The sequence below is a fragment of the Dokdonella sp. genome, from assembly GCF_017744955.1.
Classification (GTDB): Bacteria; Pseudomonadota; Gammaproteobacteria; order Xanthomonadales; family Rhodanobacteraceae; genus Dokdonella_A.
Genome location: NZ_JAGIAG010000007.1, coordinates 129,435 through 142,415 on the forward strand (window position 1 = coordinate 129,435; position 12,981 = coordinate 142,415).

Annotated in this window: 7 protein-coding genes; 5 read left to right on the plus strand and 2 right to left on the minus strand. The window is 68.9% G+C overall.

Annotated elements, in window-relative coordinates; translation table 11 throughout:
• Nucleotides 1-42 precede the first annotated feature (42 nt).
• The 4 genes from J7520_RS15050 to J7520_RS15065 all read left to right on the plus strand — a co-directional run bounded on the left by J7520_RS15050 (nt 43) and on the right by J7520_RS15065 (nt 5,024).
• Nucleotides 43-483, plus strand: a complete 441-nt coding sequence (locus J7520_RS15050; protein ID WP_291189750.1) for an energy transducer TonB — start codon at nt 43-45, stop codon at nt 481-483.
• A gap of 16 nt (nt 484-499) precedes the next feature.
• Nucleotides 500-1,552, plus strand: coding sequence for a hypothetical protein (locus tag J7520_RS15055; RefSeq protein WP_291189753.1), 1,053 nt, complete (start codon nt 500-502; stop codon nt 1,550-1,552).
• Between the two features lie 119 nt (nt 1,553-1,671).
• Nucleotides 1,672-2,682, plus strand: coding sequence for a class I fructose-bisphosphate aldolase (locus J7520_RS15060; protein ID WP_291189755.1), 1,011 nt, complete (start codon nt 1,672-1,674; stop codon nt 2,680-2,682).
• Nucleotides 2,683-2,855: 173 nt separating this feature from the next.
• Nucleotides 2,856-5,024, plus strand: a complete 2,169-nt coding sequence (locus J7520_RS15065; RefSeq protein WP_291189758.1) for a hypothetical protein — start codon at nt 2,856-2,858, stop codon at nt 5,022-5,024.
• Between the two features lie 96 nt (nt 5,025-5,120).
• On the opposite strand, the gene J7520_RS15070 is transcribed toward J7520_RS15065, so the two are convergent.
• On the minus strand, nt 5,121-7,451 hold the full coding sequence (locus J7520_RS15070) for a hypothetical protein (RefSeq protein ID WP_291189761.1): 2,331 nt from the start codon (nt 7,449-7,451) through the stop codon (nt 5,121-5,123).
• A 110-nt stretch (nt 7,452-7,561) separates the two neighbouring features.
• Nucleotides 7,562-9,961, minus strand: coding sequence for a winged helix-turn-helix domain-containing protein (locus J7520_RS15075; protein WP_291189765.1), 2,400 nt, complete (start codon nt 9,959-9,961; stop codon nt 7,562-7,564).
• A 509-nt stretch (nt 9,962-10,470) separates the two neighbouring features.
• Between J7520_RS15075 and J7520_RS15080 the strand changes: the two genes are divergently transcribed.
• Nucleotides 10,471-12,981, plus strand: a 2,511-nt coding sequence (locus J7520_RS15080) for a S8 family serine peptidase (RefSeq protein WP_291189768.1), incomplete at its 3' end; no start/stop codon positions are given.

The following is a 12,981-nucleotide window of genomic DNA, read 5'->3' on the forward strand; positions in this document are numbered from 1 at the left end:
GAGGCCGCCACATTCCGGATGGCGACCGCGGGAGGAACCCTCATGAAACGACTCGTCATCTCGTTGTGCGCGCTCACCGCCGCCGCGGGCGCTTTCGCGCAATCGACCCTGCCGCCGAAGGTGGTTCCCGCCGACAAGCTGGCCGGCTACTGGCAGATGGACACCTCCTCGGTGCAGGCGGACGCGCCGAACTACGGCAAGAACATCCAGCAGCCGGGTTGCGCGACGGTGTCCTTCGTGGTCGAGAAGGACGGCAGCACCAGCACGGTCAAGGTGCAGAAGGTCGCGCCGGAAGGCGACCTCGGCAAGATCGCGGCGAGCGCCGCGTCGCATTTGCGCTTCGAGCCGACGCTGGCCAATTCCGGTCGCGATCGCGTGTTCAGCTGGTTGATCTTCCCGTTCAACCTGCCGGCCGATCCGGCCGAGCGCACCGCGGTGATGCAGCGGTGCGCCGTCGACACGCTGGATTGGAAAGACCACTGATCGGAGCGGTTCAAGGATGAAGCCGCACCCGTTCGTTCTCGCCGTCGCTCTCGTGCTGGTGTCATCCGGCGTGTCGTCCGCGGCGACGTTGGAGATCCACCCGTACCTGCGCGAAGGCGACAGCGCCGATCTGACCGTATTCGTCGACGGCAAGGAGGCCTGCGCGATCAAGATCGCCAAGGCCGCGGCGGACGTGCACAAGAAACCCGCCTGCCGGTTCGAATTGCCGGCTTCCGCGTCCAAGCTGAGCGTGCGCGGCGAATACGCAGGCGTGCACTGGTCGACGAACCGGCGTTATCGCCACCAGGGCGAACAGAGCTGGCCACTGCTCGATTTCGCTCCGGTCGGCCGCCGATTGACGCAGTCCGGCAAGTCCTACGGCGAGCGCGTCGCCGATTTCCTCGCCGCGGCCAAGGCGTTCGCCGTCAAGCAGCTCGGCGCGGACTATGCGTTGTCGATCGAAACCGGCAAGCCGGCCGGCACGGACGAGATCGCCGCGGCGGAGAAGCGCCTCGGCTACGCGCTGCCGGCCGAATTCGTGTCGATCCAGCGCACGGTCGGCGCGTTCCGCATCGACGACCACGGCTTGATGCGCGTCGCGGACGTCGCCGACGCCGATACGCAGATGCGCAAGGTCTGGGGCACGCCGGAAGAGGCGATGCAGGAGTCATACACGGACAAGGCGCGCGCCAACCTGCGCGCCAGCACCTTGCTGTTCACCGAAGTCGGCGACGGCTACGGCGGCCTGCGCTACCGGCCCGCGCCGACCAAGACCTGCGGCGACCAGCCGTTCTATCAATGGATCTCGCAGGAAGGCGGCGACCAGGCGCTCCGGCACGCCGACGGCCGCTGCATGGATTTCGCGGCGGCGTTCCGCTGGCTGATCGACGGGTTCCTGATGGAAGGCCTGGCCGACGAACTGGCCTCGGAGAAGGACCTGCTCCTGATCGACTCCTCGATCGGCGTCCAGTCGCTCGCGCTGAACACCGACGCCGAACGCTTCGCGGTCTCGCTGGGCGTGCGCTGGCAGGGGCCGAACGGGCTCTGGCGTGGCCCGGATGCGCCATAGGGTTCGGTGGCCGAACGCCCACCGCCGAACTGGCCTATACTTCCGGCCCCCAAATCCGACCCCGGCCGGCGCAAGCTGCGGCCGCGGCGCGTTTTCGCTTTCCACGGAGCCGCTACTCGATGAGCATCGAAGAACTTGAAAGCATCGCCCAGGCGATGGTCGCGCCCGGCAAGGGCATCATCGCGATCGACGAGTCGACCGCCACGATCAAGAAGCGCTTCGACTCCGTCGGCGTGCCGAACACCGAAGAAAACCGCCGCGCCTATCGCGAGATGCTGCTGACCACGCCGAAGCTCGGCGAGCACATTTCCGGCGCGATCCTGTACGACGAGACGATCCGCCAGTCGACCAAGGCCGGCGTGCCGTTCACCAAGATCATGCTCGACGCCGGCGTGCTGCCCGGCATCAAGGTCGACCTCGGCGCCAAGCCGCTGGCCGGCTTCCCGGGCGAGCTGGTCACCGAAGGCCTCGACGGCCTGCGCGAGCGCCTGGCCGAGTACGCCAAGCTCGGCGCCAAGTTCGCCAAGTGGCGCGCGGTCATCACGATCGGCGACGACACCCCGAGCGGCACCTGCATCGAGGCCAACTCGCACGCGCTGGCGCGCTACGCCGCGCTGTGCCAGGAAGCCGGCATCGTGCCGATGGTCGAGCCGGAAGTGCTGATGGACGGCGCCCACGATCTCGACGTTTCCTATGAAGTCACCGAAGCCACGCTGCGCTCGCTGTTCGGCGCGCTGTACGAGCAGAACGTGCTGCTCGAAGGCACGATCCTGAAGGCCAGCATGGTCATCCCGGGCAAGGACTGTCCGGACCAGGTCGACGTCGAGGACGTCGCCGAAGCCACCGTGCGTTGTCTCAAGGCCGCCGTGCCGGCCTCGCTGCCGGGTATCGTGTTCCTCTCCGGCGGCCAGTCCGACGAGCAGGCTACCGCGCACCTGAACTCGATGAACCAGATGGGTCCGCATCCGTGGCCGCTGTCGTTCTCCTACGGCCGCGCGATGCAGTCCGCCGCGCTGCAGCTGTGGGGGAAGGACATGCAGGCGAACTTCGCCGAAGCGCAGAAGACCGTCGCGCTGCGCGCGAAGCAGAACGGCCTCGCGGCGCTGGGGCAGTGGAAGAAGGGCGCCTGAAAGCAGGTGTCGAGCAGATCGCTTGAAACGGGAGGACCGCCCAGGTCCTCCTGATTGCAAGTCCGGTGTGGCGGTACCACGCGACAATGGCAGGGAGAGGGAGAGTGCGGACGGATATCGCTGCCGACGGCGTTCGGGCTCGTCGGTCGATCGGGTTGTGCGCTGCGCTGTTGATGGCCCTGGCGACCGCCTTTTGCATCTCCTTCGGTGCGCGAGCAGCCACGCTGGGTACGGGGCTTTCCCACAGCTGTGCGCTCGCTGACGCCGGTCGCGTCAAATGCTGGGGAGCCAACAACTTTCGCCAGCTCGGCGATGCGACGACGACGGATCGCCTCGCGCCGGTTGACGTGACGGCGTTGGTCGAACCGGTGACGGCGATCGCCGTCGGCGGAAACCACACCTGTGGTCTGACGGTCGCCGGCCGCATCCAATGCTGGGGTTTCAATCAGTACGGTCAGCTCGGCGACGGAACGACGGCGGAAGCGTCGACCGCGGTCGACGTAGTCGGACTGTCTTCGGCGGTCACCTCGATCACCGCGGGACGCCGCCACAGCTGCGCGCTGACTTCGGCCGGCGCGGTCAAGTGCTGGGGCTCGAACGAGAGGGGCCAGCTCGGCGACGGAGGCACCACGGATTCGCCGCAGCCCGTCGACGTCGTCGGACTCCAATCGGGAGTGGTCGCGGTCGCCGCGAATGGCTACGGCACTTGCGTCGTGACGTCGGCGGGAGCGGCGAAGTGTTGGGGCGACAACACCTACGGCCAAGTCGGTGACGGAACCACCAACGAGGCGCACGTTCCGGTCGAGGTCGCCGGCCTCGGCACGGGTGTGTCCGAGATCGCGACGGCCGAAACGCACGCATGCGCGCGGCTGAGCGATGGGCGGGTGAAGTGCTGGGGGGTTGCCCCGCTGGGCGACGGTACGCAGGACGACAGCTTCGTTCCGGTGGACGTGCAGCCGCCCGGCGCCCCTGTGGCCGCCATGTCGATGGGATTCAGCCACGCGTGCGCACTCGCCAGCTCGGGTCAGGTGACATGCTGGGGCTACAACGGCGTCGGAGAGGTCGGCGATGGCACGTATGACGACCGCTACGTTCCCACGCTCGTTGAAGGCCTCGAATCGGGCGTTACCGAGATCGCGTCCAGCTACTCCCACACGTGTGCACGCTTGCAGTCGGACGAGTTGCGTTGTTGGGGAAGCGGGTCCAGTGGTCAGCTCGGCAATGGCGTTCCGCCGCGGCGAATGCAAGCCGTGGACGTCGTCGGATTGAAGGGTGGAGCGCTGGCGATCTCGGCCGGATCCTTTCATACCTGCGCGGTCACGACCGGCGGCGTCGCGAAATGCTGGGGCGACAACCTCAGAGGTCAGCTCGGCGACAGCACGCACGTTCCGCATTGGCTGCCGGCCGATGTTCAGGGGCTCGACTCGAACGTCGAGAGCATCGTCGCCGGAGACCAGCACACCTGCGCGCGGACGAACGCCGGAGGCGCGCTGTGTTGGGGCTCCAGCAGTTTCGGGCAGGTGGGCGGCGGCGTTTACGGAAGCGTCTCGTATCCGATGGGCGTGACCGGTATGGAGTCGGGTACGGCGACACTCGCATCCGGGCGCGGGCACAGCTGTGCGGTCACCGAATCGGGAGCGGCGAAATGCTGGGGGCTCAACAATGTCGGGCAGCTCGGCGACGGCACGAACACGACTCGTCCCGAGCCGATGCCGGTGTCGGGTCTCGCATCCGGCGTCGTTTCGATTGCCGCCGGCTACCAGCACACCTGCGCCATCACGACACTAGGATCGGTGAAGTGTTGGGGCAGCAACGACGGCGGCGAGCTCGGCGACGGCACCACGACTTCCAGCTCCGTTCCCGTCGATGTCGTCGGATTGAACGCCATTGCGGTCGCGATCACCACCGGTGCCAGTCGTACTTGTGTCCTTACCGATGCGGGCGTCGTCAAGTGCTGGGGGGCGGGAACCTCTGCTCCGACGGAAGTGGTGGGCCTCGGTTCGGGCGTCGCGAAGATTTCCTCCGGTACCGGCCATACGTGCGCCGTGAATCACGACGGTGGATTGAAGTGCTGGGGTTACAACCAAAACGGACAGCTCGGCGACGGAACCTTGATCGATCGCGAGTTCCCGGTGGACGTCGTCGGTTTGACCTCGGAGGTGGCGTCGGTGTCCGCCGGCGACTCGACGACCTGTGCGATCACGCAAGCCGGAGTCGCGAAATGCTGGGGCAGCAACGGCATGGGCCAGCTCGGCAATGGCGAAGCCGCGTATGCAATCGCGCCGCAGATCGTGATCGGTTCTCCCTTCTCCGATTGGATTTTCCGCGACGGCTTCGACTGACGCGCGGCCATTGCGCACGTATGGAATGGTGCGCGCAACGGATGAGAAAACGGGCGCCGTCGGCGCCCGTTTCCTTTTTGCGCAGCCGCCGAGAGCTCAGTTCTTCGCAGGCTTAGCCTCGAACCCGTCGGCGAAGATGCCGTCTCCACCCGTCACGGTGAACACCACCGGCACCGCCAGCGTGCGCGCGAACGGCGTGTTGTTGCTGACACAGACGTTGGCGCGATGCGCGCCTTCCGCCAGGCCGCTGGCGTCGAAGCTCAGCTGCACCGTATCGCTGCCGCCGACGGCGGTGCTGCCGCTGGTGCGGTCGAACGAAATCCACGGCACGTCCTGCGGATTCGCGCAGGGGCCTGCGGGAATCGCGATGGACATCGCGCGCAGCGCGTCGGTGCCGTCGCCGATGGGGCCGATCAGGGTGGCGTGGCCGCTGACGAGGTCGAGCGTGTACATGCCGCTGATCGTCGGAGTCAGCGGGAACGAGGCGTAGTAGAGCACGCCGGTCGAGGGGTCGAAGTCGATCGACTGGTTGTCGTACAGGCCGGTGTCGAGCCCGGTCGGGCCGATCGGGACGACGTGGCCGGTGCTCTTGTCGATCGCGAGCAGCGTGTCGGTCCACTCGTCGATGCCGTACATCGAGCCGTTCGGCGCGATCGCGATGTCGGCGAGCAGGATGCCGTTGTCGCTCACGTCGTCGAGGCGCGCGATCCAGGTCGACGTGCCGCGCTTCGGGTCGATCGAGTACAGGTCGGTGCGGGTCGGCGCTACCCAGCTCGAGGCGACCGCGTACAGCGTGCGCGTGCTCGCATCCCATTTCATGCCCTGCCACAGTTGCTCGACTTCGCCGGAGGGCTGCAATGCGTCGCCGGAGCTGATCACGTGCCAGATGCCGCCGCCGTCGCGCGTTTCCAGCGCGCCGAACTCGAAGCCCCAACAGGTGTTCGGGTTGCAGCCGGCGTTCGAGAACAGGTACTCGCGGCTGAAGTCGTTGTCGACGAAGCCGCCAACCTGCACCATGGCGCCGTGCGTGGATTGGTTCACATGGGTCAGCGTCTGCGGTGCCAGCAGGTCGAGTGAGACCATGTCGGAGCTGGGCGCGCTCCCGAGGCGGGTGGCGTAGGCCGGTACGCCGGTCGTACCGCGCGGGTGCGCGACGGTCGCGGCGCGACGCAGCGGCGTCCGCGCGGTCGAGGTGCCGGGCGACGGCACGACGTAGCGCCTGGCGATCGAGAAGCCGCTGCGATCGAGCGACTCGCCCAGCGTCCAATCCAGCGGCTCGTTGCCGCTGTTGCCGATGGTCAGGCTGGCGCTGGCGCTGCCGCCGGCGGCGGCGCCGGCCTGGATCGTCGTCGGGCCGGCTTCGATCTGCGCGGCGACGATGCGCAGATGCGCGTCCGCGCTGGCGCTGGCCGAGTACGGTGCCGGCGCCGGCGTCCAGCGCACCGCCTTGCCGTCGGTGAGGTTCGGCTCCATCGCCGAGTACTGGGTGAAGAACGAATAGTCGCGCTGGATGCCGGAAGTGGCCATGCCGCCGTAGTCCGACGAGCTGTCGCCGCCGTCGTCGTAGGCCATCGACTTGTACTGATAGGTGATCGCGCTGGTGGCTTCGTCGAGGATGGCCTCGAAGGTGAGGCCGGGTCCGGAGACGCCGTCGCGCGTCACGCCCTGCCATTGCACGATGTAGCGCCGGTTTGGCGCCACGCCCTGCGTGTCGACGTAGACCTTGCCGCCGTCGATCGACGAGTTCCACAGCGTGAAATCCAGCGCGATCATGTCGTGGACGCCACCCATCGGCAGGACGCCGAAGTTGACGTCGTCGCCGGTCCAGCCGAGGCAGTGAGGTTGGTTGACGAAGATCGCGCCGCGCAGGCCGATGCACAGCTGGTCGGCCGCAAGTTGCTCGTAGAAACGGAACGCGAACGGCGTCTGCACGTCGGCCGTCGGCACGGGATGGGTGCCCGGGGCCGCGTCGATCAGCAGGGTCGCGGTCGGCGAGCCGCTGATGTCGATGAAGTCGAACGGCACGGTGTCGTCGAACGTGTAGCCGGGCGGTGGCGCGTCCTGCGCGATCCAGGTCGCGCTGAAGTCGGCGTCCTGGTAGACCTCGCCGATCGAACTGCGGAACTCGTAGCTGGCGCCGTCGGCCAGCGGCTCGTTCAACAGGCCCTGGGGGAATTCCGCATCGCCGCGCCAGTTGTCGTGCAGGTAGTGCCAGTCCAGGGCGCGGCCGCTGTGGTTGACGACCGTGTAGCACAGCGTGATTTCGTCGCCGGCATGCGCCTGGAACGTGGCGCTGCCGCAGTCGGCCGAACTCAACGGCGTCAGCGTGGCGCGCAGCTCGATGCCCGATGTGCCGTCAGGGCCGGATGCGGCCGGCACCGACGTCGAGGTCGCGGCGAGCAGCGCGGCGGTCAGAAGGTTTTTCATGGTGCGAAGACTCCCCGAGGTGATGATCGTGCCTGGCCGGTCGGGAGTCGCGGAAGGGGCCCGTTACTCCGCCGGCTGGTCGGCGAATCTGGCCTCGGGCGCCGCGGGAGTCATTCGGGTTTGCCCCGGATCGCGTTTGCATCGGTTGCAAACGATGCCAAACCGGATTTTCCCGATTGCAGCGGCGATTTCAGCAGCGGCGCCGGGATCGTCCGCTCGCCGGCAAGGCCCTGCGCCTGGCGCAGCGCGGCGGCCCAGGCGTCGACTTCGCCGGCATCGTGGAACAGGCGGACCTGCAACAGCGCGCAGTCGAAATCCTGGCCGGACCACGGCGCCACGCGGCCGGCCAAGGCCCCGGCTTCGTCGAGACGGCCCGCGCCGATCAGCCAGCCGACATAGGTTTGCGCGACGCGCGCGATCTGCTCCGGCACGCCGTCGGCCTCGGCCTTGCTCCACGCGGCACGCAGGTCCGCCTCGGCCGGAAGCCCTTCGTGCAGCGCCCATTCGGCGCGTGCGAGCAGTGCGCTCGGCGGGTCGCCGTCGGTGCCGGCGGCGACTTCCGCCGCGTGCGGCGCGCCGGCGAGGATCGAGGCGCGCTGCCGCAGCAGGTTCAGGCGCGCGCGCTCCTCCGCGTCGTCGTTCTCGTGCGGCGGCCAGACTGAACTCGCGCGCGCGGCCTCCGCGCTGGCGGTCGCACCGTCGCCGCGCTGCAAGGCGAGTTCGGCGCGCGCCAGGTGCAGGAAACGCGTGAGCTCGCCGCGCGCATCCGGCCAGCGCGCGGCGGTCTCGGCGAGCAGTGATGCTGCCTCCTGCTCGCGGCCGAGCGCGGTCAGCGCCGTCGCATGGAGCGCGTTGCCGGAGACCAGCAGCGCGGGATCGTCGATGCGCGGCTGCAACGCGCGCAGGCGTGTGCTGGTGGTGAGCGCGTCCTGCCAGCGCAGCAGCTTGGCCTGGGTCAGGAACAGCGCGTGCAGGTTGGCGCGCACGGCTTCGACCACGCCGAAGGCTTCGTTCGCCTCGGCCGCCGCGGTGAAGTACGCGATCGCCTCGGCGAGGCGGTGGCGCTGCGTCTCTAGGATGCCGAAGTAGTTGTCCACGCGCGCGTTGCCGAGACGGTCGCCGACGGCGATCAGCTGCGTGCGCGCGGCGCCGAGATCGGCCACCGCCGCGTCGAAGCGATGCAGGCACGCGCGCGCGAGCCCGCGCGCGGCCAGGGCGATGCCGCGCTGGCGCGAGGTCCGCTCGGGCAGGGCGGAGACGGCGCCGTCGAAGCGGGTTTCCGCGGCCGCGCAATCCTCGTGGCGAATGTCGATGAAGCCGCGCGTGGTCAGCGCCTGCGCGCGCACGTCCGCACGCGCAGCGAGTTCCGGATCGGCCAGCAACGCATCGAGCGTCGTGCGCGCCGATTCCAGGTCGCCGGCGCGGAAATCGATCTGCGCCCGCTTGGCGCGAACCTGCGGATCGGCGCGCGCCGGGTCCGGCAGGCCGGCGAGGATCGAGCGGGCGGTATCGAGCTGATTGGCGAGCAGGGCCGCCTGCGCCCGCTGCAAGGCCGCGCGCACCACGCTGTCGCCCTCGCGCTCGTCGCCGGGCGCGGGCTGGCGGCCGAGCGCGGCGGCGAGCAGGTCCGCGGCCTGGCGCGTCGCCTCGATCACGTCGGCCTGGTCGGCCGTGGTGCGATGGCGCGTGCCGTCGCCGTCCTGCGCTTCGAGCTCGACGCTCCAGCCGCTCGCGCTGCGCGACACCTTGCCCTGCACGAGGGTCGCCGCGCCGAGCGTCTTCTGCAGCGTCTCGCGCCGTGCCGGGTCGAGCGGCTCGCCGACCGCGTGCACCGCGGAGACCACGCTGTCGCTCGGCGGTACGGCCAGGCCGGCGTTGCGCAGGCGCTCGGCGGCGAGATCCATCGCGCCGAGGCGGATCCAGCCGGACTCGCTCGCCGCCGGAACCTCGAGCGGCAGCACGACCAGCGCCGTTCGCGGCATCTCGGTCAGCGGCGCAGGACGCATCGACCAGAACAGCCAGCCGAGGAGCGCAGCGCCGCCGAGCAGTGCGACGGTGACCGATCGCCAGCGCCCGTGGTCGCGACGGGGCGCCGCCGATACAGGTGCCGCGGTCGGCGCTGCCGGTAGCGCGTAGTCGACGGCAATGGTCGGCGCGGAAGGAATCTCATGATCGGCTTCGCCGGCCGCCTCGACCGCCTCGACCGGCACGATCCAGCGATAGCCGAAACCGGGCACGGTACGTATCGCGCTTTGCGTCTGGCCGTCGTCGCCGACCGCCAGGCGTGCGCGCAGCACCACCTGGTTGACTTGCGAATCGGTGACGTCGACGCGCCCCCACAGCGCCGCGACCATTTCGTCGCGACCGACCGCGCGCTCGCGATGCTCGATCAGATAGGCCAGGCAATCGAAGCCGCGGCGCGGCGCGTGCACGAGTTCGCCGTCGCGCCACAGCTCGCGCGTCGCTGGAACCAGCCGGAAATTTCCGAACCGGTACTCCGAAATCGCCATCCGACCCGCCCCGCACGTCCGCCCAACAGGATGTCGAGAAGGGTTCCTTGCGCGTGGGGCCGCGCCGCCCGTCCGCTTCTCGACCGTCCGGGAAAGGCATCCTGCCGCAGTCGGAGACGAACCAAAAGCTTCGGTTGCGTCGAGGTCCTTGCGTCGCTGTGGTCGGCGTGAACGGCGCCGATGCGTCGCCGCGATCCGGGCGCGGCCGGAGACCGTCGCGCGCGATCATCCGCTTGTGGAATGAGTGGAGATCCTTCGTGTGATGGATGGTGCGAAAGGTCCATTGCAGCGCCGAAATCCATAGGCGCCGACGCATCGCCCCGATCTGCGCAAACGTTCGTACGAAACTGAATATCACCCATGACTTTCGGCAGGTGGTGCCGATCGGAAGCATGGGCTACACACCGGAGTGGGCCGCTTGGGTGTGAGCGGCCACAATCGAGGAGCCGGTCCGTTCTGGTGGCGGCCGGGTCCATCGCTCGTCGATTCAAGACTCCTGGGAATCCAACATGTCGAAAATCTCGAAACACGGCGCGAGCCGGCGTTGGCCACGCGCGTTGTCGCTGGCCTCGTCGCTGGCGCTGACTTTCCTGGCCGGTGCGGGATCGGCCGTGCAGGCATCGCCGACGTCGGCGACGCTGCAGGTGGCCTCCGTCTCGGTCGAACAGGCCGTACGCCAAGCGCTCGCCGCCGGCGAAGCGCCGGCGGTGCTGGTCAAGTTCCGCGGCAAGGCCGATCTTTCCGCCGCGTTCGGCATCGCCGATCGCGACGCGCGCGCGACCTACGTCTACGAGACGTTGCGCGATTTCGCCGCCGCCAATCAGGCGCGGGCGGTGCAGACGCTTTCTTCGCAGTACGGTCTGAGTCAGGACGCGCACGAGTACACCGTGCTGTGGATCGACAACAGCATCGCGGTCGCGCGTCTGAGCGCGCCGATGCTGAGCGCGCTCGAGGCCGATCCGAACATCGAATCTGTGCGCGAGCAGAAAGTGATTCCGCTGCCGCAGGAGCCGGTGGTCGAATCCTCGCCGTGGCAGCCGAACGCTGCGGTGTCCAGCCTGGCCCACATCAAGGTGCCGGACGTCTGGGCGCTGGGCTACAAGGGCGCCGGCGTGGTCGTCGCCAACATCGACTCGGGCGTGCGCTACACGCACCAGGCGCTGGTCGGCAAGTACCGCGGCAATCTCGGCGGCGGCACCTACGACCACAACTACAACTGGTACGACCCGTACAACCATTCGGCCACGCCGCGCAACACCGACCGCCACGGCTCGCACACGATGGGCACGATGGTCGGCGACGGCGGTACCGCCGACACGCAGATCGGCGCCGCGCCGGACGCGAAGTGGATGGCCTGCATCGGCTTCGGCATGTCGGGCGCCGGCGCCACCGACGCCGGCCTGCTCGAATGCGGCCAGTGGACGCTGGCGCCGTATCCGACCGCCGGCGGCGGTACGCCGGATCCGACCAAGCACGCCGACATCGTCAACAACTCCTGGGGCGATTGCGGCCGTACCTACGACAACTGGTACGAGGGCGTCATCGACGGCTGGATCGCGGCCGGCATGGTGCCGGTGTTCTCCAACGGCAACGCCTCCAACTGCGGCTACCCGAACAATCCGCCGCTGAACACGGTCGGCAACCCGGGACGTTCGGGCAAGGTGCTCGGCATCGGCTCGACCGGCAACTCGAACGGCACCTACGCGCCGCATTCGAACAAGGGTCCGACCGACAATCTCAATCCGGGCCTGCCGACCTACCCCGATCCGCGCGGCTTCGCCAACCTGAAGCCGAACGTGGTCGCCCCCGGCGTGAACATCCGTTCCTCCGGCAGCGCCAGCGACACGACCTACTACAACGAGAACGGCACCTCGATGTCGGCGCCGGCGGCGTCCGGCGTGATCGCGCTGATGTGGAGCGCCGCGGAATGTCTGCGCGGTGACTACTCGACCACCGGCACCTTGCTGATGAGCACGGCAGTGGCGATTCCGGTCGCCACCGGCAGCCCGGCCGACGGTCCGGGCAACGTGCCGAACCAGGCCACCGGCTGGGGCGAGATCGATGCGCTGGCCGCGGTGAACGCCGCGGTCGACCATTGCCGCACGGCCGCGCCGCCGAGCGCGTCGAAGAGCTTCTCGCCGATCACCATCGCCAACGGCGGCACCAGCACGCTGACGATCGTGCTCGGCAACAACAACGAGACCGAAGCGACGCTGAGCGCCGCGCTGACCGACACCTTCCCGGCCGGTCTGGTCGTCGCCGCGAGTCCGGCCGCCAGCACCACCTGCACCGGCGGCACGCTGACCGCCGCTGCGGGTTCGGGTTCGGTCAGCCTGAGCGCCGGCGCGAAGATTCCGGACATTTCGCACGGCGGCGCCTGCACCGTGACGGTCCCGGTGACGTCCACGGCCAACGCCAGCTACGAGAACGTGATCGCCGCCGGTGCGCTGCAGACCGATCTCGGCAACAGCACGGCCGAGACGCGCGCGACCCTGACGGTCAACGCCAGCGGCCTGAATCCGCCGGCGCTGTCGAAGGCCTTCGCCCCGGCCAGCGTGACGGCAGGCGCGACGAGCACGCTGACGATCACGCTGTTCAACAGCAATCCGGGCGCTGCGCTGACGCTCAGCAGCGATCTGACCGACACCCTGCCGACCGGCATGGTCGTGGCGGCGACGCCGAACGCGTCGACCACCTGCGGCGGCGCGGTCACCGCGGCGGCGGGCAGCGGCTCGGTCACTCTGGCCGGCGCGGGCTCGACCATTCCGGCGGCGGACGACTGCACGGTCACCGTCGACGTGACGGCGGCCAATGCGGGCAGCTATGCCAACACGATGCCGGCCGGTGCGCTGCAGACCAATGCCGGCGGCAATTCCGAGGCGGCGACGGCGACGCTGACCGTCACCGCAACCGGCGGCGGCGTGGTCTGCTCGAACCCGATCAACCATTCGATCGCGACGGACCTCGACGGCAGCTACTTCGGCTGGGTCTCCGGCCAGGTGTCGGACGACAGCTTCACC

Bases quoted from the DNA above. Each gene is read 5' to 3' on its own strand.
- J7520_RS15050 (WP_291189750.1), top strand. From the start codon at position 43: ATGAAACGACTCGTCATCTCGTTGTGCGCGCTCACCGCCGCCGCGGGC.
- J7520_RS15060 (WP_291189755.1), top strand. From the start codon at position 1,672: ATGAGCATCGAAGAACTTGAAAGCATCGCCCAGGCGATGGTCGCGCCC.
- J7520_RS15070 (WP_291189761.1), bottom strand. From the start codon at position 7,451: ATGAAAAACCTTCTGACCGCCGCGCTGCTCGCCGCGACCTCGACGTCG.
- J7520_RS15075 (WP_291189765.1), bottom strand. From the start codon at position 9,961: ATGGCGATTTCGGAGTACCGGTTCGGAAATTTCCGGCTGGTTCCAGCG.
- J7520_RS15055 (WP_291189753.1), top strand. From the start codon at position 500: ATGAAGCCGCACCCGTTCGTTCTCGCCGTCGCTCTCGTGCTGGTGTCA.
- J7520_RS15065 (WP_291189758.1), top strand. From the start codon at position 2,856: ATGGCCCTGGCGACCGCCTTTTGCATCTCCTTCGGTGCGCGAGCAGCC.